The sequence below is a fragment of the Rhodococcus sp. IEGM 1241 genome (genome assembly GCF_033142365.1).
In the GTDB taxonomy this organism is placed as follows: domain Bacteria; phylum Actinomycetota; class Actinomycetes; order Mycobacteriales; family Mycobacteriaceae; genus Rhodococcus_F; species Rhodococcus_F erythropolis.
In genome coordinates this window covers 1,221,210-1,247,010 of sequence record NZ_JAWLSE010000001.1, presented here as the reverse complement: position 1 = coordinate 1,247,010, position 25,801 = coordinate 1,221,210, and the positions used below count along the sequence as shown (strand labels likewise).

At 63.5% G+C, this 25,801-nt stretch carries 30 protein-coding genes; 15 read left to right on the top strand and 15 right to left on the bottom strand.

Annotated elements, in window-relative coordinates; all coding sequences use genetic code 11:
• Positions 1 to 22: 22 nt before the first annotated feature.
• Together R4P70_RS06020 and R4P70_RS06015 are read left to right on the top strand one after the other, a co-directional pair.
• Entirely contained in the window at positions 23 to 469 is a 447-nt protein-coding gene (locus R4P70_RS06020) for a hypothetical protein (RefSeq protein WP_020970602.1), read from the top strand.
• Positions 470 to 568: 99 nt separating this feature from the next.
• Positions 569 to 1,159 carry a DUF937 domain-containing protein gene (locus tag R4P70_RS06015; RefSeq protein ID WP_153211715.1) on the top strand — a complete coding sequence of 197 codons (591 nt, stop codon included), beginning with the start codon at positions 569 to 571 and terminating at the stop codon, positions 1,157 to 1,159.
• Between the two features lie 56 nt (positions 1,160 to 1,215).
• Here R4P70_RS06015 and R4P70_RS06010 read toward each other — a convergent pair whose 3' ends face one another.
• Positions 1,216 to 2,433, bottom strand: coding sequence for an MFS transporter (locus R4P70_RS06010; RefSeq protein ID WP_317830529.1), 1,218 nt, complete (start codon positions 2,431 to 2,433; stop codon positions 1,216 to 1,218).
• Positions 2,434 to 2,547: 114 nt separating this feature from the next.
• Between R4P70_RS06010 and R4P70_RS06005 the strand changes: the two genes are divergently transcribed.
• From R4P70_RS06005 to dusB, 3 genes are all read left to right on the top strand, one after another.
• Complete coding sequence (locus R4P70_RS06005; RefSeq protein ID WP_021332119.1) at positions 2,548 to 3,423, top strand: LysR family transcriptional regulator; 876 nt, start codon at positions 2,548 to 2,550, stop codon at positions 3,421 to 3,423.
• A 131-nt stretch (positions 3,424 to 3,554) separates the two neighbouring features.
• Complete coding sequence (locus R4P70_RS06000; RefSeq protein ID WP_003940492.1) at positions 3,555 to 4,514, top strand: acyl-ACP desaturase; 960 nt, start codon at positions 3,555 to 3,557, stop codon at positions 4,512 to 4,514.
• Positions 4,515 to 4,595: 81 nt separating this feature from the next.
• Positions 4,596 to 5,738 carry a tRNA dihydrouridine synthase DusB gene (gene dusB, locus R4P70_RS05995; RefSeq protein WP_003939756.1) on the top strand — a complete coding sequence of 381 codons (1,143 nt, stop codon included), beginning with the start codon at positions 4,596 to 4,598 and terminating at the stop codon, positions 5,736 to 5,738.
• A gap of 161 nt (positions 5,739 to 5,899) precedes the next feature.
• Here the strand turns inward: dusB and R4P70_RS05990 are convergent, their stop codons facing one another.
• Positions 5,900 to 6,301, bottom strand: a complete 402-nt coding sequence (locus R4P70_RS05990; protein WP_197941606.1) for a hypothetical protein — start codon at positions 6,299 to 6,301, stop codon at positions 5,900 to 5,902.
• 25 nt (positions 6,302 to 6,326) lie between these two features.
• On the opposite strand from R4P70_RS05990, the gene R4P70_RS05985 reads away from it, so the two are divergent.
• Positions 6,327 to 7,919, top strand: a complete 1,593-nt coding sequence (locus tag R4P70_RS05985) for an LCP family protein (RefSeq protein WP_020908919.1) — start codon at positions 6,327 to 6,329, stop codon at positions 7,917 to 7,919.
• A gap of 72 nt (positions 7,920 to 7,991) precedes the next feature.
• Complete coding sequence (gene phoU / locus R4P70_RS05980) at positions 7,992 to 8,687, top strand: phosphate signaling complex protein PhoU (RefSeq protein ID WP_003940130.1); 696 nt, start codon at positions 7,992 to 7,994, stop codon at positions 8,685 to 8,687.
• A gap of 75 nt (positions 8,688 to 8,762) precedes the next feature.
• Here phoU and R4P70_RS05975 read toward each other — a convergent pair whose 3' ends face one another.
• From R4P70_RS05975 to R4P70_RS05915, 13 genes are all read right to left on the bottom strand, one after another.
• Positions 8,763 to 9,509, bottom strand: a complete 747-nt coding sequence (locus R4P70_RS05975) for an SDR family oxidoreductase (protein ID WP_020970607.1) — start codon at positions 9,507 to 9,509, stop codon at positions 8,763 to 8,765.
• Positions 9,510 to 9,599: 90 nt separating this feature from the next.
• Complete coding sequence (locus R4P70_RS05970) at positions 9,600 to 10,337, bottom strand: urease accessory protein UreD (RefSeq protein WP_020970608.1); 738 nt, start codon at positions 10,335 to 10,337, stop codon at positions 9,600 to 9,602.
• Positions 10,337 to 11,080 (bottom strand): urease accessory protein UreG, encoded by a 744-nt coding sequence (gene ureG, locus R4P70_RS05965; RefSeq protein ID WP_020908922.1) that lies wholly within the window; start codon positions 11,078 to 11,080, stop codon positions 10,337 to 10,339. The genes R4P70_RS05970 and ureG overlap by 1 nt, the downstream gene beginning before the upstream one ends.
• Entirely contained in the window at positions 11,073 to 11,762 is a 690-nt protein-coding gene (locus R4P70_RS05960) for an urease accessory protein UreF (protein ID WP_021332116.1), read from the bottom strand. Before R4P70_RS05960 ends, ureG begins: the two co-directional genes overlap by 8 nt.
• Before the next feature lie 4 nt (positions 11,763 to 11,766).
• A complete protein-coding gene (locus R4P70_RS05955; protein ID WP_317830528.1) occupies positions 11,767 to 13,476 on the bottom strand; it encodes an urease subunit alpha in 1,710 nt (569 codons plus the stop codon).
• Complete coding sequence (gene ureB, locus R4P70_RS05950) at positions 13,473 to 13,943, bottom strand: urease subunit beta (protein ID WP_020908924.1); 471 nt, start codon at positions 13,941 to 13,943, stop codon at positions 13,473 to 13,475. The genes R4P70_RS05955 and ureB overlap by 4 nt, the downstream gene beginning before the upstream one ends.
• Positions 13,940 to 14,242, bottom strand: coding sequence for an urease subunit gamma (ureA, locus tag R4P70_RS05945; protein ID WP_003939800.1), 303 nt, complete (start codon positions 14,240 to 14,242; stop codon positions 13,940 to 13,942). The genes ureB and ureA overlap by 4 nt, the downstream gene beginning before the upstream one ends.
• 281 nt (positions 14,243 to 14,523) lie before the next feature.
• A complete protein-coding gene (pstB, locus tag R4P70_RS05940; RefSeq protein WP_019745087.1) occupies positions 14,524 to 15,300 on the bottom strand; it encodes a phosphate ABC transporter ATP-binding protein PstB in 777 nt (258 codons plus the stop codon).
• Between the two features lie 58 nt (positions 15,301 to 15,358).
• Positions 15,359 to 16,267 (bottom strand): phosphate ABC transporter permease PstA, encoded by a 909-nt coding sequence (pstA, locus tag R4P70_RS05935; RefSeq protein ID WP_003940100.1) that lies wholly within the window; start codon positions 16,265 to 16,267, stop codon positions 15,359 to 15,361.
• 3 nt (positions 16,268 to 16,270) lie between these two features.
• On the bottom strand, positions 16,271 to 17,362 hold the full coding sequence (pstC, locus tag R4P70_RS05930; RefSeq protein WP_007733846.1) for a phosphate ABC transporter permease subunit PstC: 1,092 nt from the start codon (positions 17,360 to 17,362) through the stop codon (positions 16,271 to 16,273).
• A 62-nt stretch (positions 17,363 to 17,424) separates the two neighbouring features.
• Entirely contained in the window at positions 17,425 to 18,543 is a 1,119-nt protein-coding gene (pstS, locus tag R4P70_RS05925) for a phosphate ABC transporter substrate-binding protein PstS (protein ID WP_019745088.1), read from the bottom strand.
• A 193-nt stretch (positions 18,544 to 18,736) separates the two neighbouring features.
• A complete protein-coding gene (gene mshD / locus R4P70_RS05920) occupies positions 18,737 to 19,636 on the bottom strand; it encodes a mycothiol synthase (protein WP_029256122.1) in 900 nt (299 codons plus the stop codon).
• Position 19,637: 1 nt separating this feature from the next.
• Complete coding sequence (locus R4P70_RS05915) at positions 19,638 to 20,390, bottom strand: winged-helix domain-containing protein (RefSeq protein ID WP_003939728.1); 753 nt, start codon at positions 20,388 to 20,390, stop codon at positions 19,638 to 19,640.
• Between the two features lie 141 nt (positions 20,391 to 20,531).
• Here R4P70_RS05915 and R4P70_RS05910 point away from each other — a divergent pair, with 141 nt between their 5' ends.
• The 8 genes from R4P70_RS05910 to R4P70_RS05880 all read left to right on the top strand — a co-directional run bounded on the left by R4P70_RS05910 (position 20,532) and on the right by R4P70_RS05880 (position 25,777).
• The gene (locus R4P70_RS05910; RefSeq protein WP_003939847.1) at positions 20,532 to 21,311 is read left to right on the top strand and encodes an LmeA family phospholipid-binding protein; all 780 of its coding nucleotides are present in this window, start codon (positions 20,532 to 20,534) and stop codon (positions 21,309 to 21,311) included.
• Positions 21,308 to 21,781 (top strand): thioredoxin family protein, encoded by a 474-nt coding sequence (locus R4P70_RS05905; protein ID WP_019745090.1) that lies wholly within the window; start codon positions 21,308 to 21,310, stop codon positions 21,779 to 21,781. The genes R4P70_RS05910 and R4P70_RS05905 overlap by 4 nt, the downstream gene beginning before the upstream one ends.
• 10 nt (positions 21,782 to 21,791) lie before the next feature.
• Complete coding sequence (locus R4P70_RS32680) at positions 21,792 to 21,878, top strand: putative leader peptide (protein WP_350318872.1); 87 nt, start codon at positions 21,792 to 21,794, stop codon at positions 21,876 to 21,878.
• A 130-nt stretch (positions 21,879 to 22,008) separates the two neighbouring features.
• Complete coding sequence (locus tag R4P70_RS05900) at positions 22,009 to 22,479, top strand: DUF4395 domain-containing protein (RefSeq protein WP_020970613.1); 471 nt, start codon at positions 22,009 to 22,011, stop codon at positions 22,477 to 22,479.
• A 74-nt stretch (positions 22,480 to 22,553) separates the two neighbouring features.
• Positions 22,554 to 23,387 (top strand): sulfurtransferase, encoded by an 834-nt coding sequence (locus R4P70_RS05895; protein WP_020908929.1) that lies wholly within the window; start codon positions 22,554 to 22,556, stop codon positions 23,385 to 23,387.
• A 2-nt stretch (positions 23,388 to 23,389) separates the two neighbouring features.
• Positions 23,390 to 23,695: a DUF1416 domain-containing protein gene (locus tag R4P70_RS05890; protein ID WP_003939797.1), complete on the top strand. Its 306-nt coding sequence runs from the start codon at positions 23,390 to 23,392 to the stop codon at positions 23,693 to 23,695.
• A 291-nt stretch (positions 23,696 to 23,986) separates the two neighbouring features.
• Positions 23,987 to 24,592: an FABP family protein gene (locus tag R4P70_RS05885; protein ID WP_170320401.1), complete on the top strand. Its 606-nt coding sequence runs from the start codon at positions 23,987 to 23,989 to the stop codon at positions 24,590 to 24,592.
• 144 nt (positions 24,593 to 24,736) lie between these two features.
• Positions 24,737 to 25,777 carry a type IV toxin-antitoxin system AbiEi family antitoxin domain-containing protein gene (locus R4P70_RS05880; protein ID WP_317830527.1) on the top strand — a complete coding sequence of 347 codons (1,041 nt, stop codon included), beginning with the start codon at positions 24,737 to 24,739 and terminating at the stop codon, positions 25,775 to 25,777.
• Positions 25,778 to 25,801 lie beyond the last annotated feature (24 nt).

The window sequence follows — 25,801 nt, the reverse complement described above, 5'->3', positions numbered from 1 at the left end:
CTCCGAACACAGGGAGAGTGGCATGCGCACGTTAGTTCATCTGGTTCTGCTCATTTGTGGAATCGCCGTTGCCGTCGGCTCGTTCATGTACGTACTGGCCGGGGTCAAACCCAACAACGTTCGCCTCGAGGACCTGCGGGACGGTTTTCCGGCCGGGTGGGCAATCGAGCAACTCGGCGATCAGTCCGTGACCTTCTACCGTTCGATGGCGATACTTCTGCTCGCTGCAGCCGTATTGATTCTGATCGCCGCTTTGTTCGGTTCTCGTATTTCAGCGTGGATCGGAATCATCGTGGGATTGGGAACTCTGGGCACGTTCTACTACCGAGTGAACGATCAATTCGACAATGTCATCAGGGAAAACTACTCCACGATCCTGACAAATCAGACAGGATTCATCTTGACGGCCGGCGGACTGATTCTCGCTCTCCTAGCGTGTCTGGTCCCCCGCGAGAAGACCCGAGCCTGACCGCTCGGCAACCAGAGGGTTACCGTCGACGCCGACATTCACTAGTGTCTGCAACAGCCGGGTACTGACGAGTAGTACCCCAGAAGAGGTAGGGCATCAATGGCATCGCTTGACGACCTTCTATCCCAGATCCCCATCGACCAGATCGCGCAGCAACTCGGCGTGGACCAGGCAACTGCCGAATCGGCGGTCAAGACTGCACTTCCGACCCTCGTCGGTGGCCTCGGCGCCAACGCTCAGGATCCCGCAGGCGCAGCCTCACTCGAAAGTGCGCTGCAGTCGCACGCCGACACCAGCCTTCTCGACGACGGCGTCGACATCAGCAAAGTCGACACCGCTGACGGTCAGAAGATCGTCTCGAACATCTTCGGCGGCAACACCGATCAGGTCGCCAGCGCACTGGGCGGTGTCGGTGGCGGCGGTGGAAACGATCTGGTGAAGCAGTTGCTGCCGATCCTCGCTCCCATCGTCCTGGCCTACCTCGCCAAGCAGTTCACCGGTGGCGGCGCCGGCGCGCAGACCCAGGCCTCCGGTGGCGGCGGGCTCGGGGATCTCCTCGGCGGAATTCTCGGCAGTGGCGGCAATTCCGGCGGCGGCATCGGCGGCGCACTCGGCGGCATCCTGGGTGGATCCAGTGGCGGCGGCCTCGGTGACCTGCTCGGCGGCCTCCTCGGCGGCGGCAAGAAGTAAGACGCTCGACAGATTCGCACTGCGGCGATCCCGTTCGGGGTCGCCGCAGTGCTCTGTCATTCGACCGTCGAAGATCGAAACATCTTCAGCGACAATGCAAACGCAACCAACAGCAGCGCGCCCACAAAGGCACTGACCCCACCCCAACCGCCGCCCGCGTACGCGAGACCAGCGAGGGCGCCCGCCACGGACGAACCCGCGTAGTAGGCAAACAGATACAACGCCGACGCCTCGGCCCGGTGATCGGTCGCGATCAGCCCCACCCAACCGCTGGCCACCGAATGTGCCGCGAAGAATCCTCCGGTGAAGAGCAGCATCCCCACGAGAGTCAACGCCAGATTGTCCGGAACGGTCAGTGCCAGACCGATACCGATGACAACAACCGAGCCGAGCAGAACACTGCGCCTACCCAGCCGGTCCGAGGCCCCGCCGGCTACCGCTGAGGTGAAAGTTCCGGCGAGGTAGAAAAGAAAGACCAGGCCGACAAGTGCTTCGGGAAGTCCGAAAGGTGCTGCCGTGAGCCGAAACCCGAGGAAGTTGTAGATCGAGACGAATCCGCCCATGAGGATGAACCCCAAGGCGAAAAGCGTGCGCAGCGACGGGTTCGCAAGGTGGCGTCGTAGATTCGACGCGATCGCACGCACCGACACCGGTTGCGGGCGAAAGAACTTCGACGCGGGGAGCTTCCGGATCATGTTGAGCGCGAACAACGCTGACAGCAAGGCCGCAGTCACCAATGCCCAGCGCCACGTACTGAAATCGACGACGGCCGACGGAACCAGCCGTCCGATCAGCCCACCGATCGTCGTGCCGGCGACGTACCTTCCCATTGCTGCACCGAGGTCCTTGCGATCGACCTCCTCGGCCAGATAGGCCATCGCCACCGCCGGGACCCCCGCCAGAGCCAAGCCTTGCGCCGCGCGTCCGATCAGCAGAACCTCGATCGTCGGACTGAGTGGCAGAAGCAAACCGATCACACAGGATGCCGACGCCGACGCGATCATCACCCGTGTGCGACCGAACCGCTCGGAGAGCGCACTGGCCGGAATGATCGCCAACGCCAACATGCCCGTCGTCGCCGAGACCGAAAGTGCAGACACCGCGGGCGAGACGTCGAAGCCTTCGGCGAACGCAGGCAGCAATGCCTGTGCCGCGTACATCGAGATGAATGTCGACAGCCCGGCCGCGAACAACGCAACGGTCACCGTGCGATACCCCGGTGTTCCGCGGCGAAGCGGCACCACTTCGGATTCGATCACATTCTCGACAGTCACCACATACCTCCAGGCATCGCTTACCTCCGGTAAGAATCCTCCCGCCGCGCTTCGACAAAAGAAAATGCATAAACTTGGAGTTCTATATGCGTCATAAGTATATAGATTGGGTTCGTGATGCTGACCGAAGACCTCGAATGGTTTGTCGTTCTCGCCGAAACCCAACAGGTGACCGCTACCGCGGATCTGACTCACCTGTCGCAGCCGACACTCTCGCGCAAACTCGCACGCCTCGAACGACAGATCGGAGTGACGCTCTTCGACCGTCAGGGACGCCGGCTCGAACTGAACCGGTACGGCGAGATCCTCTACCGACACGCTCGCACCGCTCTTCACTCACTCGACGCGGCGCAGAGCGAAATCCAGTCGCTGGCGAGCCCCGAAAGCGGCACGGTCCGGCTCGACTTCCTCCACTCGTTCGGCACCTGGTTGGTGCCGCACATGCTGCGCGGATACCGCGTCGAGCATCCCGGAGTGCGATTCGAACTGCATCAGGACAGTGCGCAGTTCCTGGTCGACAGAATTGCCGCCGGCACGTCCGACCTGGCCGTCGTCTCGCCGCAGCCGCGTGATCCGCAGGTGGCATGGATGCAGATCGCCCAGCAGTCACTGGCATTGGCTGTTCCGGCTGATCATCGCTTTGCGAAGTTGCATTCGGTCGAGCTTGCGGACGCGGCCGACGAACCGTTCATCGGTATGCATCCGAACTTCGGGATGCGAAGAATTCTCGATGAACTGTGCGCGGCCGCAGGATTCACGCCGAATTTCGTCTTCGAGAGCAGCGAGCTGGCAACGGTCGGCGGACTGGTCTCCGCGTCCTTCGGTGTCTCGGTCATGCCGGTGCAGGATCCACCGATCTGGGCCGAAGGAGTCGTCTACGTACCGATCGAAGGAGCACAGCGAAAAATAGGGCTGATCTGGTCGAAGAGCCGCGAGCTGTCCGATCCCGCCCGGACGTTCCGCGACTACGTCGAAAGAACGACTTGGTAGTGAAAGTGCCCCCGGATAACTACGGATCGGTAACATCCCTCGAGGGGAGCAATTTTCATGCCATTCTTTTCAAACCTACGGTGCCGTAGGCTGGGGCGAAGTCGCGCATTCACTCAACATGGAGGCAAGAAATGACGAGGATTCTGACGCAGCTGGAGCTGCTACAAGAGCTGCAGCCGGTTGCCGAGGAGAACGTCAACCGCCACATCTCCATGGCCAAGGAATGGCATCCACACGACTACGTTCCGTGGGACGAGGGTCGTAACTTCGCAGCCATGGGCGGCGAAGACTGGAGCCTCGAGCAGTCACAGCTCGGCGAGGTAGCTCGCGCCGCGATGATCACCAACCTGCTCACCGAGGACAACCTGCCCTCGTACCACCGCGAGATCGCCGAGAACTTTTCGCAGGACGGCGCCTGGGGAACGTGGGTCGGCCGGTGGACCGCCGAGGAGAACCGTCACGGCATCGTGATGCGTGACTACCTCGTCGTCACGCGCGCAGTCGACCCCGTCGAGCTCGAGCGCTTCCGCATGGAACACATGACCAACGGTTACAGCGCACCCATCGACGAAGGCGACGCCGGCCTGCTGCACTCGGTCGCCTACGTGACCTTCCAGGAACTCGCGACGCGCGTCAGCCACCGCAACACCGGCAAGGCCTGCGACGAGCCGATTGCCGACAAGATGCTTCAGCGCATCGCCGCTGATGAGAACCTGCACATGATCTTCTACCGCAACATCTGCGCCGCCGCGCTCGATCTTGCTCCCGATCAGGCTCTCAAGGCTGTGGCGAACATCGTCCAGAACTTCCAGATGCCGGGCGCCGGCATGCCGAACTTCCGTCGTAACGGCGCTCTCATGGCCAAGCACGGCATCTACGACCTTCGCCAGCACCTCGACGAGGTCGTCTGGCCCGTCTTGCGCAAGTGGAACATCTTCGAGCGCAACGATTTCAGTGCCGAAGGCGAGAACACGCGCGAAGAGTTGGCGGCCTTCCTCGAGACCCTCGCCGCCAACGCGACGAAGTTCGAGGAACAGCGCGATCGCATGCTCGCACGCGAAGCCGCCAAGCGCGAACAGCAGGCTTCTTAGTTTCACCAGCTATTCTGTGCCCGGTACCGGATTCGGTACCGGGCACTTCCAATTGTCACAAGTATTTGTTCAGAGGTAGACATGTCATCCCTACGTATCGGTTCACTCGAGCTGCACAGCCCCGTGGTCCTCGCCCCCATGGCGGGCGTCACCAACGTCGCCTTCCGCACGCTGTGCCGTGAACTCGAACTCGAACGTGCAGGCAGCACGTCCGGCCTCTACGTCTGCGAGATGGTCACGGCACGTGCGCTCGTCGAGCGCCAGCCGGCCACGATGCACATGACCACGTTCGGCCCGACCGAAACGCCCCGGTCGCTGCAGCTGTACACAGTCGACCCGGATACGACCTACGCCGCGGCCAAGATGATCGTCGACGAGAACATGGCCGATCACATCGACATGAACTTCGGCTGCCCCGTCCCGAAGGTGACCCGCAAGGGCGGTGGCTCCGCGCTGCCGTACAAGCGTCGACTGTTCGGACAGATCGTCGCGGCCGCTGTGCGCGCGACCGAGGGCACCGATATTCCGGTCACCGTGAAGATGCGCGTCGGCATCGACCCCGAACATCACACGCACCTCGACGCCGGCCGGATCGCCGCAGCTGAAGGCGCTGCTGCCGTCGCACTTCACGCACGTACCGCGTCGCAGCGCTACTCCGGCACTGCTGACTGGAACGAGATCACGCGTCTCAAGGAACATGTCACCGACGTTCCGATCCTCGGCAACGGTGACATCTTCGATGCTTCGGATGCTGCCCGGATGATGAACGAGACCGGCTGCGACGGCGTCGTCGTCGGACGTGGCTGCCTCGGACGGCCATGGCTGTTCGCGGAACTCAGCGCAGCTCTCAACGGACAACAGATCGCCACGCCGCCGACGCTCGGCGAAGTCACCAAGATCATCGCCCGTCACGCCCAGCTGCTCGCCGCACACCACGGTGAGATGAAGGGCTTGCGCGAACTTCGCAAGCACGTCTCCTGGTACATGCGTGGGTTCCCGGTCGGATCGGATCTGCGGGTCTCGATGGCGTTGGTCAGCACGTTGTCCGAACTGGACGACCTGCTCGGACAGCTCGATCACGACGTCCCGTTCCCCAAGGATGCCGAAGGTCCGCGGGGTCGCCAAGGCTCGCCCGGTCAGGTAGCACTTCCGGAAGGTTGGCTCGACGATCCCGAGGACGATCTTGTGCCGGTGGGGGCTGACATGATGCACTCCGGTGGCTAGCGAGAACACGCCGTCGGATTACTCTGATCACTTTCTGAGTGAAGCACTCAGGATTCACCAGTAATATGGCTCCAGCTTCGTCGACAACCGGTTGACGCCGGCATCTGAATGACGAGTTACTGACAGTCGACGACGGGACAGGTTGCATCGGTGGGTGATGATCACGATTCGGGCCCACCTCCGCCCGAGAGCCGCGCCCCCTGGGAACGTCCGCTCGCAGACAAGCGGTTCCGCAACGCCCGCCCGGACCAACCGGCAGCTCCCCAGCGTCCTGCCACACCCCAGCGACCAGCACCGCAACCACCCAGTCCCCCGGAGCGTCGCAGCAGTGGACGGACCGGCCGCCGGGATTCGCCTCCGACCGACGACTCTGTTTCGGTCGCCGAGTTGGTCCGTCGGGTAGGCGACAAGAAGCCGCCACCTACCCCGGCTGCGCCGCCCAAGCCGGCGCCGACCAAATCCGTGCCACCCAGGACTCCACCTCCATCAGCGTCCGCGCCGCCCCCGGCCCGGCCGATTCCCGCGCGTCCGACAGTCCCGCCCGCCGCTGCGGACTGGATCACCGAAGAACATCCCGTGACCTCCGCAGTGCCGCGGGTAGTCGGTGACACCGGCGCTACCCGTCTGGCACAAAGCAAGATTCGCCGCCGCCATCGCGCAAAAGTGATCGGCCGATCGGCAGTAGCGTTCCTGGCCGTCATGTCTCTCGCGTTGACCGGCGTCGTCTGGGGTTATCTGCGGTCAGTCGAAGGCGGTTTCGATCAGATTGCGGCACTCGACACCGAGTCCGACGACATCATCGACGCCGGTGGCCAGCTCGGCGACGAGACGTACCTGATCATCGGCACCGATACCCGCGCCGGTGCGAGCGGTGAGATCGGCGCCGGAACCGTCGAAGACGCCGAAGGCGCGCGCGCCGACACGGTCATGCTGGTGAACATTCCCGCCGACCGAAGCCGCGTCGTCGCCGTCTCCTTCCCGCGTGACCTCGACGTCGAACGTCCGATCTGCCAGGGCTGGGACAACGACGCCGGCAAGTACACCAGCGAAACCTTCCCGGCCGCCAGTGGCGACAAGCTCAATGCGACGTACGCACTCGGTGGTCCCAAGTGCCTGGTCAAGGTCATCCAGAAGATGTCCGGCCTGAAAATCGGGCACTTCGTCGGAATGGACTTCGCCGGTTTCGAGCGCATGGTCGACACCGTCGGCGGCGTGAACGTCTGCTCCCCCGGACCGATCGAGGACGGCATCCTCGGAACCGTCCTCGCATCCGGCGGAACGCAGATGCTCGACGGCCGTACCGCCCTCAACTATGTGCGTGCGCGCCACGTCGAAGCCGAGGGTAACGGCGACTACGGACGCATCACCCGTCAGCAGAAGTTCCTGTCGGCGCTGCTCCGCTCGGCCCTGTCCAACCAGGTCCTCCTGAATCCGAGCAAGCTCAACGGATTCATCAACGCCTTCACCAGCGACACGTTCGTCGAGAACATCGACACGAAGTCGCTGGTCACCCTCGGCCGTTCGCTGCAGAACGTCGACGCGGGCGCGGTCACGTTCTTGACGGTCCCCACGGACGGCACCAACGACTGGGGCAACGAGATTCCTCGCACCGACGAGATCAAGTCCCTCTTCCAGGCGATCATCGACGACGAACCGCTTCCGGGTGAAGAGCGCGAGGACACCACACCGTCGTCGACCAGTTCCACGACAACCCCTCCTACGTCCAGCACGCCGCCCGCCGCCACTTCCGTCGAAGCGATGAGCGCCTACAACATCTCGGTCGACGTCTCCAACGCGTCGGGAATCGCCGGGCAGGCCGCGACGATCGCCGACAGCCTCGCTGCCTACGGTTTCCAGATCTCCACGGTCGGCAACTTCAGCGCAGCCACCGGCCTGGCGAATGCTCAAGCCTCGACCACCGTCGTGCGTTACGCAGCAGGTTACGAGGCTGAAGCGGTCACTGTCGCGTCGTCGATTCCCGGTGCGGTTCTCGTTCTCGCTCCGAGCATGGGAGACATGATCGAGGTCGTCGTCGGAAGCAATTTCGCCGGCACCGTCGTCGCCCCCGCGGACCCGGGGACCATCCTGGCGGCAAATCCGACATCGGTCGACACCAGCACCTCGACGGCTCTGCCCGCCGACATCGCCAGCGTCAACGCAGGCGACACCACCTGCGACTGACACGCGTTCATTCACCTTGCGTTCACCTGGTGCTTGTGACTTGGTCTTTCACGGCACGTAGGCTCTGACCTCATGCGCGTGGCTTACAACGAACAGATGACCGAGCTTGCAGACACGCTCGGCGAGATGGCAGGACTGGCAGGTGCCGCTATGGAGCGCGCCACCCAGTCCCTGCTCCAGGCAGACCTGTCCCTGGCAGAACAAGTAATCGGCGAACACGACAAGATCACCGAACTCAGCACCATTTGCGAGGAGCGCGCGTTTGCGCTGCTCGCCCTGCAGGCTCCCGTTGCCGGAGATCTGCGCTCGGTGGTCAGTGGAATCCAGATCGTCGCCGACATCGACCGCATGGGTGCACTCGCCCTGCACGTCGCGAAGATCGCGCGCCGCCGACATCCCAACCACGTGCTTCCCGAAGAGGTCAACGGCTACTTCGCCGAGATGGGACGCATCGCTGTCTCCATCGGTGCGGCCGCCAAGGTCGTCCTCGAGACCCGCGACCCCGAGCGCGCTGCCCGCCTGCGCGAAGAAGACGAAGCGATGGACGACCTCCACCGCCACCTCTTCACCGTCCTCATGGACCGCGAGTGGAAGCACGGCGTTGCCGCCGCAGTCGACGTCACGCTGCTCGGCCGCTTCTACGAGCGGTTCGCCGACCACGCCGTCGAGGTCGGCCGACGCGTCATCTTCCTGGTGACCGGCAAGCTGCCCGAAGAGCCGGAAACCACCGAGAAGGTCGACAACCTCACCTCGTACCCGGATCTCTGAACTACCCGGACCTCTGAACCCAACCGTCCACGTGAGTAAAAGGCGGCCGCGCACTTGCGCGGCCGCCTTTCCTATTCAGTTCTCGTGTAACCAGGTCTTCAACGTGGGTCCTGCAGTTGTGGATCCCGGCCCGGGCAGCAGCGCCCCACCCTTCATCGCCTTACCCGCTCCCGGCATCGAGATCGGGATCAGCCACTTGCGCCGGCCACGGTATTTCAAAATCTCACGCGTCATGGCCGGGATCTCGAGGACCTCAGGCCCGGCGAGATCTGGAGCCCTCCCGGTCGGACCGTTCTGAGCGCATGTCACCAGAGCCTCGGCGACGGTCTTCGCCGCTATCGGTTGGGAGCGCATCCGGGGAACCATCGCGACCGGCCCCAGTCCGAAGAGCGCGATGGTCTTCTCGCCGAACTCGAACCACTGAGTGGATCGCAGGATCGTGAAGGGAATGCCCGACGCTTCCACCGCGCGTTCCTGCGCGGCCTTTCCCTGGTAGTACCCGAAGGACTTCAACTGCGGATCGTCGCAGTTCACGATCGAGAGCAGCACGTGATGCTTAACGCCCGCTCTGGCTTCGGCCGCGGCGATGTTCTTCGCTGCCGTCTCGAAGAACTCGATCGCCTTCTTGGCACTGTTGGTGACGTGATCACTCACGTCGATGACAACGTCGGCACCGACAAATGCTTCGTCCAACCCCGCACCCGTGGAGATGTCGACTCCCGTCGATCGAGCGGCGGCGACGACGTCATGGCCCCCGATTTTCGCCTGCTCGACGACCAGCTTTCCCATCTGGCCGGTTCCGCCCAGAACAACAATCTGCATGATGCCTCCGTCAAACCCGTGCGCCCGGCTCTCTTCGGCCTGGTCACATACTGGACGACGCAGCCTCCCGAAGTGTGACGGTCGGGCGAATCAGTCGCTGTACTTCTGCGAAACCCGCCCACGCCACTGCGACCAGATCGGATCCAACGCTGCGCTCGCCTCGTGTGCGTGATCGGCCACGGCCCGTGCCAGCATCCCTGCTCCCGCCAGCGGCGTCACGTGCCCTTCGACCACGTCGGAAGTCTTGATCCCCAACAGCATGGTCGTACCGAGCACGCGATGGCCACCGAGAATTCCCGGCAGCGAACGGCCCGGCACGCTACGCAGGTCGAGTGTTTCCACGAGCAGCGCGTCACCGTCGACGGTAATGCGCTGATCCGAGCGAAGGGCACCGCCGGTTTCGCCGGTCCGGCCGAACACGATCATCTCGTCGAGCAGCGCAACCGCATCGGATTCCAGTGAAATATCCACGCGCCTGGTCACATCCGCGCCGCCCGCGACGACAAACGGTGCCGCGCGCCAGATCAGCGCCGCACCGGCGCCGACGCTCGCCGAAGCCGACCACGACGCCCGGCCGCCACGCGCGTTGTACGCGACGGTCCCCGACGGCTCGATCACCTCGAGGCACGTACCCGGAGCGACTACGAATTCGATACGCAGGTCGTCGCCGGCCAGCAGCGTTGCACTGTGCCCTACCAAGGCAATTCGCACGGTGAGCCCGCGAGCGTCGACGAACCGCGGGGCCAGGAAGTCGCCCGAGATCAGCTCTCGCGCAACAGCGGTGTCACCCACTCTCTCGACGACGACCCGCGTAGCTCCGGTGCGCATCAGTGAGCGTGAGAGTGGCTGTGCCCGTGACCGTGTCCGTGGTCTTCTTCATCGGCATGGAAGTGCGGCGCCATCGGCCCCGGATCCTGCGGGGTGTGACTACCCGCGCGGTGAGCTGCGATGACCTGGCGAAGCCACGCACTGAGCTGGTCGATCGTCGCGTGATCCTTCTGGCTGAGCGCGAGAACGGGAAGTCCGTCTCGCGCGGCCGTGGCATCGGCCACCATCTGGACCGCGTCGACGTCGACGTACGGGGCCAGGTCGATCTTGTTGACCACCAACAGATCTGCCCGCTCGATGCCGGGACCACCCTTACGTGCGACGTCTCCGCCGCCCGCGACGTCGATGCAGAAGATCTGGGCGTCGACCAGTGCCGGGCTGAACGTGGCGGTCAGATTGTCACCGCCGCTTTCCACGATCACCATGTCGAGGGGATGGAACTGACGCTCGAGGTCTTCGACCGCAATGAGGTTCGGCGTCACGTCGTCACGGATGGCCGTGTGCGGGCACGCTCCGGTCTCGACTGCGACGATGCGCTCGATCGGAAGTACGTTGGCCGCGCGCAACAGTCGCGCGTCCTCGTCGGTGTAGATGTCGTTGGTGACCACCGCGATCTCGTACTCCGACGCGAGCTCGCGGCAGATGGTGGCGATGAGGGTACTTTTGCCGGTGCCGACGGGGCCGGCAACGCCGAGCCTCAAACCTCTTGCAGCAGTGGTGGTGTTGTTCAGGTTGTCAAGCACGGAAAATCCTCCTGGATCGAGCGTGGTGTTCGAGTGACCATTGTTCGACCAACGGTCCTGTTGTTGCGGGTATATCTGTGACGCCCTCGACTGCTACGGCAGCCGCGGCGACGGTTTCGATGGTCGGGGCTGCTCGGAGCAACCATTCGACCGGTTCTGCCGGATCCACCGGCAGTAGCTTCAGTGCCGCCGACGCCACTGTTTGAGCGTCGTCGTACAAACAAGATCTGGCTGCCTGCAGGTCGTCCATCCCGGAGATCGCCGTGAAGACTCCCAACGCGAGCGGACGCATCGGATGCCCAGGCAGCGCCATGAGCATCTGCACCGCGGGGTGCTGCGGCCACAATCGCGACGCCAGCCTGGCCAGTCCACGTCCGAGCTGAATAGACGCCTCACGCAGCGGTGCGCTGGGCGTCCGAGCGAGCAGTTCCCTTGAGATCTCCTCGAGTTCGCCTGCACCACCGGCACTTACGGCCCAGCGGCGCGTGACCACCGTTGCAGCGGCCTCGACAAGTCCCACTGTTTCGAGTCGACCGCGAATGAAGTCAGGGACCTGACTCTGTAGGAGTCCGCCCGCCAGTGCCGGTTCCAACCCCGACGAGTGCGCGTGACCGCCGGTAGGCAGACGCCCGTCTGCCAAGAGCATCGATGCTATCTCGGCAGACGCCATCTCGATTGACATGGTTTCAGAACAGCATGTAGCGCTGAGCCATCGGCACTACGTCAACGGGGTTGGGCGCGATCAGGTCGCCGTTGACCTTGATGGCAAACGTCTCCGGATCGACGTCGATGGACGGCAGTGCCGTGTTGTTCGGCATATCCGCCTTGGTGAGGTGCCGCGTCGAACGAACACCGGTAAGGGTGCGCGTGAGACCGAGACGACCGGCCAGACCGTCCTCGATCGCCATCGGCGAGACGAACGTCGTGGACAGGTGCGGGGCTGATCCCGGAGTTGCCGCGATGGCCGGGCGAACGAACACCGGCTGCGGGGTCGGGATAGCAGCGTTCGGATCACCCAGCGGCGCAGCAACTATCGCCCCACCCTTGATCACGGCAGAAGGACGGACACCGAAGAACGCGGGATCCCACAGCACCAGATCCGCCATCTTCCCGGCCTCGACCGATCCGATCTCGTGATCGATACCGTGAGCCACCGCGGGGCAGATCGTGTACTTGGCGACGTAACGCCGCGCACGCTCGTTGTCGGCCGGCATGCTGGTGCCCAGCTTGCCGTACTGGGCCTTCATGACGTGGGCGACCTGCCACGTCCGCAGGGTCACCTCTCCGATACGGCCCATCGCCTGGGCGTCGGACGAGGTGATGGAGATGGCACCGATGTCGTGCAGAAAGTCTTCCGCTGCAATAGTTGTCGGCCGGATCCGGGACTCGGCAAAGGCAAGATCCTCCGGAACCCGGGGATTGAGCGCATGACACACGATGAGCATGTCGAGGTGCTCGGCAACCGTGTTTACGGTGTGCGGCAACGTCGGATTGGTCGATGCCGGAAGAACGTTCGGCTCACCTGCCGTCACGATGATGTCCGGAGCGTGCCCGCCGCCGGCGCCTTCCGCATGGAACACGTGGATCCCGCGTCCGGCGATCGCGTCCAAAGTGTGCTGTACGTAGCCGGTTTCGTTGAGGCTGTCGGCGTGCAGCGCCACCTGGAGCCCGAACTCGTCGGCTGCTCGCAGAGCTGCGTCGATTGCCGCCGGAGTGGAACCCCAGTCCTCGTGGACCTTGAATCCACCTGCGCCGGCGAGAGCTTCCTGACGCATGGCCTCATGGCTGACGGTGCTGCCCTTGCCGAGGAGAAGAACGTTGAGCGGGATGTGGTCGAGGGCCCGGTGCATCATCGTCAGCGACCAGGCGCCGGGCGTGACGGTGGTTGCCTTGCTTCCCTCGGTTGGGCCCGTTCCGCCGCCCGCCACCGTCGTCGTACCGGTCGCGAGCGCTTCCATCATCTCGATTTCACTGAGGAAGTGCACGTGAGTGTCGATCGCACCCGCGGTGAGGATCTTCCCCTCGCCGGCGATCACGTCGGTGCTCGGCCCGATGAGCAACTTGGGGTGCACGCCATCCATGATGTCGGGGTTACCGGACTTGCCGATCGCAACGATGCGTCCGTCGCGAATTCCGACGTCTGCCCGGACGATTCCCCAGTGATCGAGGATCACCGTGTTGGTGATGACGACGTCGAGAGCGCCCTGATCGCGAGTGGTCAGGCCCTGGCCCATCGACTCGCGGATGCTCTTGCCGCCGCCGAAGACCATCTCGTCGCCGGTCGCGGTGTAGTCGTGCTCGATCTCGATCCACAGATCTGTGTCGGCCAAACGGATCTGGTCGCCAGCGGTCGGGCCGTACAAGGAGGCGTAACCGCGTCGATCGATCCTGCTCATTCGGCTGTCCTCTCAACTGGCGTCGCGGCGTCATCCGGTGAATCCGCCTCGACTGGAACATCACTCACACGAACATTCACCGAGGACGCTCGCAAAGGTTCTTCGACCTCGACACCGGGCGTGCCGAACGGCATCACGGTCTTGGGCTCACGCGCATGCGTCGGTAGGTCTTCGTCCGGCACGATCTGCAGGCCCGGAACCCTTTTGAGTCCGCCGAGCGCGATCAGTGTCACCGTCCTGCTTACCCCGGGTTCGAACCGAACCGACGTTCCCGAGGGGATGTCGAGCCGGAAGCCGTCTGCCGCTTCGCGATCGAAGGTCAGCGCCGGGTTGGCCGCTGGAAGGTGGAGATGTGAACCGATCTGAATGGGGCGGTCGCCGTCGTTGACGACGACCATCGTGATCTTTTCCGCGTCAGTACCGAACTCGAGCGGTTCGGTGGACACACGTACCTCACCGGGGATCATCGAATGGGCTCCGTCACGGTGACCAGCTTGCGACCGTCCGGGAAAGTAGCCTCCACCTGGACATTTGCAATCATCTCGGGTACCCCTTCCATCACGTCGTCGCGGGTGAGCACTTGCCGACCGGCGTTCATCAGTTCCGCAACCGTCATTCCGTCACGCGCACGCTCGAGAATCCAACACGAGATCAGGGCCATCGCTTCGGGGTAGTTCAGCAGTACCCCGCGCTCGCGGCGGTCGCGGGCGACCATGCCCGCAACGCTCAGGAGGAGCTTTTCGGTATCTGAAGGGGTGAGGTGCACTGACAAGCCCTTCCGGTTGTGAAACGACATCGATCGACAGCGTGCTGTCGGGCCGAGATTAGCATTGCCCGAAGCGTCGTCAGTATCCACGAGATTCACATCGGCGGCTACTTCAGCGCCCACTCGGCGCACTTACGCTGCTCATCGAATTATTCGGGCGCCCAACGACGCTCAGCTCTGCGCCCCGGAGTGGGAACTATCACCACAACCAAAAAGTTTCACCCCCGTCTCCTGTTGGAAACGGGGGTGAAACATCATCGTGCAGTGTGCAATCCCAGGGGCTATCCGAAGCGGCCGGAGATGTAGTCCTCGGTGGCCTTCTGCGTCGGGTTCGAGAAGATCTTCTCGGTGTCGTCGATCTCGACGAGCTGACCGGGCTTACCGGTTGCCTCGAGGTTGAAGAATGCCGTCTGGTCACTCACACGCGCAGCCTGCTGCATGTTGTGCGTGACGATGACGATCGTGAAGTCCTTCTTCAGCTCGGTGATCAGGTCCTCGATCGCGAGAGTCGAGATCGGGTCGAGCGCGGAGCACGGCTCGTCCATGAGCAGAACGTCGGGCGAGACCGCGATGGCACGCGCGATGCACAGACGCTGCTGCTGACCGCCTGAGAGGCCGCCACCGGGCTTGTCGAGGCGATCCTTGACCTCGGTCCACAGGTTGGCACCGCGCAGCGAACGCTCGGCCACCTCGTCGAGCTTCTTCTTGCTGCGCTCGCCCTGCAACTTCAAGCCCGCGACGACGTTGTCCTTGATGGACATGGTCGGGAAGGGGTTGGGTCGCTGGAACACCATGCCGATGGTCTTGCGGACGCCGACAGGATCGACGTTCGAGCCGTAGATGTCCTCGCCGTCGAGCAGGACCGAACCCTCGACGCGCGCACCGGGAATCACTTCGTGCATGCGGTTGAGTGAACGGAGAACGGTGGACTTGCCGCAACCGGACGGGCCGATGAAGGCGGTGACGCTCCGGGGCGGGACGGACAGGCCCACATCGGCGACGGCGTGGAACTTGCCGTAGTAGATGTTGACGTCCTTGAGATCCAGACGCTTGGCCATTACCGGCTCCCTACTGAGTTGTTGACGCTGTTGAGTACGAACATGTTCCGAGGCCACATCACTTGCTTCTGACCTGTGAGAAGTGACCGATCAGCTTCGCGACGATGTTGAGGATCGCGATCAGCAGGATCAGGGTCAGTGCTGCGCCCCAGATGCGGTTGGTGCCGGCGTCGGTGGGGTTGTTCATCTCGGCGACCATGACGGAAGGCAGAGTGCCCATTTCGCCGTTGAACAGGTCGAAGTTGATGAACGGCGCGTAGCCGACGAGGATCAGCAGCGGCGCGGTCTCACCGAGCACGCGGGCCAGGGCCAGCATGACGCCGGTGATGATGCCGGGAAGCGCCGTCGGCAGAACGATTTTCGAGATGGTCTTCCACTTCGGCACACCGAGCGCGTACGACGCCTCTCGCAGATCCATCGGGACGATGCGCAGCATTTCCTCGGTGGAGCGAATGACGACCGGGACCATCAGGAGGACCAGAGCCAGAGATACAGCGAACGCGGACTTGGGGAAGCCGAAGGTCGCGATCCACAGTGCGTAGATGAACAGCGCAGCCACGATCGACGGAACACCGCTGAGGATGTCGACCATGAACGTGGTGAGCTTGCCCAGCTTCGACTTCCGGTCGGCGTACTCCACCAGGTAGATCGCGACGAAGATACCGAGCGGGATGGAGAAGACCGCGCACACGATGCCTTGCAGCAGGGTACCGATCAATGCGTGATAGATACCGCCGCCGTCGGCCGACGCCGTCAATCCGCTCAGTGAGTTGGTGAACCACGTGGGCGACGTCAGAGCGGGCAGGCCCTTTGCGATGACCGTGAAGAGCACCCAGACCAACGGGATGAGCGCGATGACGACTGCCAGGCTCACCAGGATGGTCGCGATGACGTCCTTGGCACGACGGCGGGCGCCGACGCCTTGGAAAGTGGGGGCCTTGACCGGCCGGTCCAGAGTGGAGGTCATGGGTCAGTCCTTCTTTCCGGCGATCACTGCGCGGGCAGCCGCGTTGACGACGAAGGTCAGTACGAACAGCACCAGTCCGGCCGCGATGTACGCGCCTGCCTGGATGTCGTTGTTGAACTCCGCGTAGCCGAGGGCGATCTTGGAGGCGATGGTCGAGCCGCCGTCGAACAGCGACCAGCCGAAGGCCTGAGAGGTGGTGCGCAGGATCAGGTACAGCGCCATCGTCTCGCCGAGTGCGCGTCCGAGACCGAGCATCGAGCCGCTGATGTAGCCGGACTTACCGAACGGGATGACCGTGGTGCGCACAACTTCCCAGCGCGTGGCGCCGAGAGCGAGTGCAGCTTCGATCTGTGAGCGCGGGGTCTGGATGAACACCTCGCGGGTCACTGCGGTGATGACCGGAAGGATCATCACGGCGAGGACGATGCCTGCGGTGAAGATGGTGCCGCCGCCGGTGATCGATCCGCTGCCGTCGGCGAAGAGCGGGAACCAGCCGAGAGTGTCGTTGAGCCACACCGCGACCGGGGTGATCGCCGGAGCGAACACGAGGAGTCCCCACAGGCCGTAGACGATGGACGGCACGGCTGCGAGAAGGTCGATCGTGTACGACAGTGGCCGCGTGAGCCACTTGGGTGAGTACGAAGTCAGGAAGATCGCGATGCCCAGTGCGATCGGCATCGCGAGCACCAGTGCGAACAGCGAGACCAACACCGTGACCTGGAAAAGATCGAGGACACCGAACGCCATCGCGTTGATGTTCTGCGTCACCCATTCACGGCTGGTCAGGAAGTTGACCTGGTTCCGGCTCAAAGCAGGAACAGCACGCCAGATCAGGAACGCGCCGATCGCCGCGATGACAACCGTGATGAAGATTGCCGAACCGGATGCGAGCGAGCTGAAGATGCGGTCACCCGGACGGGTCACCGTCTTGCTGTTGCCGCTTCCCGGACCGTCACCCTTCGGAGGATGCTCGGTTTCTGGAGCCTTGGTGGAAGTAATCGTGTCCTCCGTGGTGCCGTTCGGACCGCCCACCCCGGCCCCGCTGGTTGCGGGGCCGGGAGAACGAGATGTCGAGGTGATGGGCGCGTCACTCATGTGCGCTCACTTCCTTCACGTCTGAATGTAGATCCATGAGCTTGTCCGCACGAGTCTCTAGGTCAGCTGATTGCCGTGATGGACGCGTTGAGGCGATCCTGGACGTTGGCCGGCAGCGGGACGTAACCCTGCTCGGCCAGGTTGGCCTGACCCTCGTTGGCCGCGCTCGTCAGGAACGACTTCACTGCTGCGGTGGTGTCCGCGTCGTAGCCCTTGGAGCAGACGATCGAGTACGTGGCGAGAACCAGCGGGTATGCGCCGGCTTCGTTGGTCTTGAAGATCGACGCGAGGTCGAGCGTCAGGTCGCCGGTTGCGTCGGACTTGAACTTCGCGCCTGCGATCGACTTTGCGGCCGAGTCGTTGGTCAGTGCGACTGCCTCGGAGCCGGTGTTGATTTCTGCAACCGAGAGCTTGTTCTGATCGGCGAACGACTTCTCGACGTACGTGATCGAACCCGGTGCCGTGGCAACTGCCTGTGCAACGCCCGCCGAACCCTTGGCGCCCTCACCGACGCCACCGGTGAAGTCGGACCCTGCGCCCGACGTCCAAGCACCGTTCGATGCCGCGTCGAGGTACTTCTGGAAGTTGTCGGTGGTGCCCGAGGAATCGGAGCGGATCACGGTGGTGATCTTCTCGTCGGGAAGCGAAGCACCGGAGTTGAGCGCGGCGATTGCCGGATCGTTCCACTTGGTGATGCCACCGTTGAAGATCTTCGCGAGAACCTCTGCGTTGAGAACGAGCTTGTCGACGCCGTCGAGGTTGTATGCAACTGCGATCGGGCCGAAGACGAGGGGAAGGTTCCAGGCTTCGCCGCCGACGCAACGCTCCTTGGCCTTGTCGGCCTGCTCGTCCTTGATGGCCGAGTCGGAGCCGGCGAAGTCGATCTGGCCGGCGATGAACTGCGTGCGACCGTCGCCCGAACCGCTGGGGTTGTAGGCGACGTTGACGGTCTTGCCCTTTTCCTGGCACACGGAGATGTAGGTGGCGACGAACTGGTCCATGGCATTCTTCTGTGCCGAGGAACCAGCGGCAGAGAGGTTGCTCTTGCCTTCGCACGTTGCGTTCGATGCGGACGCGTCCACACCCGTCGACGACGAGTTGTTGTCGCTGCCACATGCGGCCAAGGTCATGGCGCCCACGGCCACTACACCGAGCAGGGCACCACTGCGCTTGAGATTCACCAAGATCCTCCGGAAATCGCTACCGCCACGCCCACGATCGGGCGGCGACATGAGATGCAAAATGATTGAAATCTGCATCAGGCAACACGGCGCTGCCCACAGAGAAAAGTAGGCGGGCGCGGTGTCCGGTTGGACCACACATGGTTAACAGAGAATGAACAGACTGGACATTTCTGCGTGTTCGACTGTGACGTCAGAGCGCGCGAGCGTAAGCCATGTCCACGTGGAACCGATCGAAGCCGAGTCGCTCGTACGTGTGGAGGGCGGCAGTGTTGTCACCTTCGACGTACAGAAGGACCGTTCCGAGGCCGCGATCTCGCAGGTAATGCATGCCTGCGAGCGTCAGCACTCGGCCGAGACCACGTCCCTGCGCCGCGGGATCGATACCCACGACGTACACCTCCCCCAGCTCGGGATCGTCACCTTCGGGTGCGTGCACCTTGGTCCAGTGAAAGCCGAGAAGAGTATCGGGATCGGTGTCCGCGAACGCCATGAACAGACCGGCAGGGTCGAACCAACCTTCGGCCGTTCTCTCGTCGATCTCCGCCTGGGTCCAGCCACCCTGCTCGGGATGCCAGGAGAAGGCCGCGTTGTTGACGCGAAGGATCTCGGAATCGTCTTCGGGCCCACGGTACGTCCGCATCGTTATACCTTCGGGCACAACGATTTCCGGAAGCTGCGGAGCATCGAGCGGTCGACGCAGCTGGAGGAGTTCACGAACGCTGACCAGATCGAGGCTCTTGGCGAATTCCACTGCGGCGTCGACGTTTCCGTGCGCCCAGACTCGCGTGCCCGGCCGACCTTCGTCGAATACCGCTGCGGCAAGCCTGGTTCCGATACCACGGCGCCGCGCCTGCGGGTCGACCACCAACTCGGCCATGTCGGGATGCTCGTCCGAACCGGCTTGCAGCTGTGCATAACCGACGACCGTATCGCCGTCGAGTTCGAGAAAGTGTCGTGCTGCGCCGCGCCCGGCAACGGCATGGCGCCCCTGTTCCGACACGGGTGCCTTGCCGTCGAACTCGGTCGCGCGATCGAGAAGCGCGGAAACCTGCTCGGCGGATCCGGCCGGCAGTGAATCTGTCCAACCCACGTCAGACCACCGATCCGTCGGCCGCGTCGTAGTCGACGTCTTCGTCGTCCTCGAACTGAACGGGAGCAGCTGCGCCGCCCTTGGCCCTCGTCGGACGCACTGCCTTGTATCCGACATTTCGGACTGTACCGATCAAGGACTCGTATTCGGTGCCGAGTTTCGCCCGCAGACGACGCACGTGGACGTCGACCGTCCTGGTGCCGCCGAAGAAGTCGTAGCCCCACACTTCCTGCAACAGCTGTGCCCGGGTGAATACCCGACCGGCATGCTGCGCGAGGTACTTGAGCAGCTCGAATTCCTTGTAAGTCAAATCAAGGGGCCGTCCACGCAGTCGTGCCGTGTACGTCCCCTCGTCGATAACCAGTTCGCCCAGCGTGATCTTTCCCGACGCTTCCGGACTGGCAACACCGCCGCTGCGGGCGACCAACAACCGCAATCGGGCGTCCACCTCAGCCGGACCGGTACCGGGAAGCAGGATGTCGTCCAACCCCCAGTCGGCGTTGACGGCAACGAGTCCGCCTTCGGTGAGGACGGCGACCACAGGTACTGCGGATCCTGTGCTTCCGAGCAATCGACACAACCCGCGTGCGGCAGCTAGATCAGTGCGCGCATCCACCAATGCCACGTCCGCGGAACTTGCCTCGAGTAGCGAGGAAACCTCTGTGGGGGCAGGCCGAACCGAGTGCGCCAGCAACGCCAACGCCGGTAGTACAGCTTCCGGGTTGGGGTCGGAGGTGAGGAGGAGCAGTTCCACACGGCCTCCTATCTAGTAGCCCGCGCAACCCGTGAGGGCAACGCTCGAGTAGTTCGACGCTTTTGGTCGGTCCCTACATTAGCGTGCCTGGTACCGGGGCCGTCGCATCGAACCCCGACCGGAGTCCGTCACAATGGTGCGGTGCGCAAACTGATCATCGGCATCGTCTTTCTCCTCGGCCTCGGACTGGTGGCCGATTTCGGCGCTGCCGCGTACGCCGAGTACCGGGTTTCCCGCGAGCTCCGAACCGGCGCATCACTCGAGTCGGATCCTGAGGTCACCTTCAACGGGTTCCCCTTCCTCACCCAAGCACTCGGCGGGAAATACAAGGACGTCTACGTCAGAGCTACCGGCGTCCAGAGCGACGTGGTCGGCGAAGTGACCGTCGAAGCCGACCTGCGCGGGGTCACCGTTCCCTTCTCCGACATCGTGAACGGCAATGTCACCCAGCTCCCCGTCGACAAACTCGACGGCCGGATGGGAATCAACGCCACCGACCTCGGAAAGCTGCTCAACATCCCTGACCTGCAGGTATCTTCGCCGCCGGCCAACAAGTCGGATGGCACCGGGGGCAGCGGTGGAACGGGCGCGAGCACCGCGGGGGCCGTCGTGCTGACCGGAACGGTTGCCGTCGGTCCGGTCGAGACTGCAGTGAGCGTCCAGGCCAACCTGGTTCTGGAAGGTGGGCAGGTCAAGATCGTCGCAAGCAACCTGTACTTCGGTCCGGAGGGCAAAGCCGATTTCTCGATCCCCGCAGCACTCGAACCCGTGGTCCTCGGATTGTTCAGCTACACGATCGATCCGCAGGCACTCCCCTACGGAATTCAGCCGAGCCTGGTCTACGCGGAAGGCGGAAGAATCGTGATCGAAGGCAGCGCCGAAAACACGACGATCGATCTCGCAGAGCTGCAGAACCGATGACCGGGATCACAATTCTGCTGGTCGCGCTTGTCGCCGTCGTCGCGGTCGGGCTCTTTCTCAAGTCACGCAACGGAGCAGTCCGAGCCACCACCGCGGCATCCGGCACCACGAACAGCCGCCTCGAACTGCTGAGTTCTGCCGGAGTGTCTTCGCCGAACGGCGGGCCCGTCGTACTGCATTTCTCCGCCGACTGGTGCGGACCGTGCGCGGCAGTACGCCGCGTCGTCGGCCAGGTTGTGGTTTCGATGGCGGACGCTCCCCGTCCGCCGGTGGAGATCGAGCTCGACATCGACAAGGAACCGGCTCTGGCACGCGAAATGAGCGTCCTGTCGCTGCCCACCACGTTCATCCTCGACGGTGGCCTGGAGGAACAGTTCCGAGTGTCCGGAGTGCCGTCCGCAGCCGATCTGAAAGCTGCGCTCGTACCACTATCCGGACCCCACGAGCCAAAATCCGAGAATTCGGGGTAAACTCGCCGACGTGCAAACCCGCCACGAGCTGATGCTCACCCGACGCCGCGCAGTAGACCTGTGCCGCCTCGGGGGCTGTTGCTGTACCTGTTGCTGATCACCACATCCGTCAGATCTCTCTGACCTTCGAGCTTTCGCTCACGTGATCAATCCACCGAGTGGGACTTTTGCGTCCCCTTTTCTCGGTCCAGGCAAGCACCATGCAATCCAGCGCAGGAGCACTCCCGATGTCCACAACCACAGCCCAGCTCGAGCAAGTCGACGTCCGCGGACCTCGGTTCGCCGCGTGGGTCACCACCGGCGTTCTCGTTCTCACGCTCATCCTCTCGACCTTCTCTCTGCCCGCCGCCACCGTCGTTCTCGCATTGCAGGCGATCGTCTTCGCAGTCGGAGCGGTACTCGGCCCCAAGCGCAGCCCGTACGGCCAGATCTTCGGCAAGCTCGTCGCCCCGCGACTCTCGCCGGTCAGCGAACGCGAACCCGTGGCGCCGTTGCGCTTCGCTCAGTTCGTCGGCTTCGTCTTCGCGTTGGCAGGCACGGTCGGTTTCCTGGCCGGGTCGACGATCGTCGGCACCGTTGCCACCGGCTTCGCCCTGTTCGCGGCCCTGCTCAACGCCGCGTTCGGCATCTGCCTCGGCTGCCAGATCTACCCACTCGTCGCCAGGCTGCGAAATACCGGCCGCGCGACCACCGCGTGAAAACGCTTGCCACACAACCCCGCTGAACCCCTGCTAGATATCGACCGATGCAAGACCACATCGAAAGGAACACCATGGCTCGCTCCGACGTCCTAGTCTCCGCTGACTGGGCTGAGCAGAACCTCAACACCCCCAAGACCGTTTTTGTCGAGGTGGACGAGGACACCAGCGCATACGACGGCGGCCACATCGAGGGTGCAGTCAAGCTCGACTGGCGCAAGGACCTCCAGGACGGCGTCCGACGCGACTTCCTGAACCAGGAGCAGTTCTCGGACCTGCTCTCCGCCAAGGGCATTGCGAACGACGACACCGTCGTTCTCTACGGTGGCAACAACAACTGGTTCGCTGCTTACGCGTACTGGTACTTCAAGCTGTACGGCCACCAGGACATCAAGCTGATCGACGGCGGCCGCAAGAAGTGGGAACTCGACGGACGCCCGCTCTCCAAGGACGCAGTCAACCGCGAAGCCACGCAGTACAAGGCCGAGACCCCCGACTTCTCGATCCGCGCATTCCGCGACGAGGTCATCGACGCCATCGGCAGCAAGAACCTCGTCGACGTTCGCAGCCCTGACGAGTTCTCCGGCAAGATCCTCGCTCCCGCCCACCTTCCGCAGGAGCAGGCGCAGCAGCGTGGCCACGTCCCCGGAGCCATCAACATCCCGTGGAGCACCACCGCCAACGAGGACGGCACCTTCAAGTCGGACGACGACCTCACCAAGCTGTACGCGGAGAAGGGCTTCGACGACACCAAGGAAACGATCGCCTACTGCCGCATCGGCGAGCGCTCGAGCCACACCTGGTTCGTACTGCAGGAGATCCTCGGCAAGAACAACGTCAAGAACTACGACGGCAGCTGGGTCGAATACGGCTCACTCGTCGGCGCACCGATCGAATTGGGAGCCTGATCATGTGTGGAGCACCTACCCAGGGGCAGACCCTGCCTGCCGGCGTCGACGTCGAGAAGGAAACGGTCATCACCGGCCGCGTTCTCGCCGCTGACGGCCAGCCCATCGGCGGCGCATTCGTGCGCCTGCTCGACGGCTCCGGAGAGTTCACGGCCGAGGTCGTGGCATCGGGAACCGGCGATTTCCGCTTCTTCGCCGCTCCGGGCGAGTGGACCGTGCGTGCACTGTCCAGCTCGGGCAACGGCACATCCACCGTCGCTCCCGAGGGCTCGGGCGTGCACAACGTGGACGTGACCGTCAGCAAGTAATTCCTGCTTTTCCAGGCGGCCCCGCACCCATTCGGTGCGGGGCCTTCTGCATTCCGGCTCCCGATTTTTCCGGTCGGTCGCCGCGGTCTAAGATGTACCCGTGGTCATTTTCTTCGAGGTACTCCTCGCACTCGCATCCGTCATGATCGCTTGGTTCTCCGTGTACGTCGTGTACCGCTTGGTCACCGACGAGTCGTGAGTCAGGCTCCGGATTCAGGGTCCGACGCGACCGCTGACGATTCCGCCGCTGCAGGTGCCGTAAGGCGCGGCAGCGGGGACGAAGCTGTCGCCATCGCCGTCGAGCGCTCCAAGTCGACGGCGTCGCTCAACATTCCGACCCTGCCGGACCTTCCGTTGCCAGAGGACACCGCAAACCTGCGCCTCGGCCCGGACATCAATCCCGAACTCCTCGCACTGCTCCCCCTCGTCGGCGTCTGGCGCGGCGAAGGCGAAGGGCACGACGAGACCGGCGACTACGCCTTCGGTCAGCAGATCGTCATCTCTCACGACGGCGGCCCCTACCTCAATTGGGAGTCCAGATCTTGGCGTCTCGACGCCGAGGGCAAGTACGTGAGCCCTGATCTGCGCGAGAGCGGGTACTGGCGCATGGGCGGCGACGGCATCCCGGGCAGCGTCAACCAGGAAGTCGTCGAACTCCTGCTCAGCCACAGCTCCGGCGTCGTCGAAATGTACTACGGCCGTGCGCTCACCCAGGCGTCGTGGGAACTTGCCACCGACGTGGTGATCCGCAGCCAGTCCGGTGCACTGTACGGCGGCGCGAAGCGCCTCTACGGCATCGTCGAAGGCGGCGACCTCGCGTACGTCGAAGAGCGGATCATGTCTGACGGTGGCCTGGAACCGCGCCTCTCGGCGCGGCTGACCCGCTACATCGGCTAGTTCTGCTGTGCGCCTTTATTAACCCCCGGCGGTTAATAAAGGCGCACAGCAGATCCATCCACAGGCACCGACAAATTCCACAGGCGGGCTCTGGAGCGGCAGTTTCGACCGATTCCTGTCGGATCGCGATCTCACGGTATTCGCATGAACTGCGACTACATCGATCCTGATCTCCGAAGACTCTTCGACTTCCAGCACGGGCTCGCGACCAATAAACAGCTGCGCCCTTTCGGCTATTCACCGCGGCGCATCCAACATCTGGTCGAATCGGGTCAATGGACTTCCGTCCTCCACGGCGTTCAATCCAGCACCAACGGCCCACTCAACCGAGCAATGATTCTCGAGGCCGCCCTTCTGTTCGGCGGCGGAGAGACCTACCTGAGTCACCGGACTGCTGCTGAAGAGTGGGGGCTCACGCACATCGAGTCCGAACTGCCGGTCCACATCACTGTCCGATACGGCAGATCCTCACGCTGTCAGAGTCCGACGGTCAGACCCGAACGCTCCCCGGCGCGCCCCGTTCCGTTGGGGTGGTCCACTGCCCATCCCGGAGTGATCGTTCATCGTTCACGCGCTCAGGCCCACATCGGCGTTGCCACGCAGCCTGCTCGTACTTCGCTGGCCGACACCGCAATTGACCTGGCAGTTGCAGAGCCGTCGGCTCGCGACGCCGCTCGTTCTCTGGTCCGATCCGCCACGGCGTGCAAGGTGTCCCGGGTGGAACTACGCACCCGAATGGAGTGCCGCCGGCCGAGGCGATATGTCAAAGCGCTGTCCTCGACATTGGACCTCTTGGATCGCGGCGTCCAGTCGGTACTCGAACATCGCTACGCAATCGAAGTCGAGCGAGCACACGGTTTGCCGGAAGCACGACGGCAATCGCCGGTCATCGTCGACGGGAGAACTCTCTACGAGGACGTCGACTACCGCAATTGCGGTGTCGCACTGATCGTTCGACTCGACGGTTTTGCCTTCCACTCTTCTCGGGCGACTGCACTGCGGGATCGGCGGCGAGGTAACGCATCCGAACTGTCAGGCAACGCCACACTGGTCTTCGGTTGGGAGGAGGTGGAGGGGGCCTCGTGCCGAACTGCAGCCGAGGTCAGAGCGATCCTCGAGCGCGGTGGATGGTGGGGGCCTAATCCTTGTCCACGCTGTGCGCCTTTATTAACCGCCGGGGGTTAATAAAGGCGCACGGCACGAAGCGAC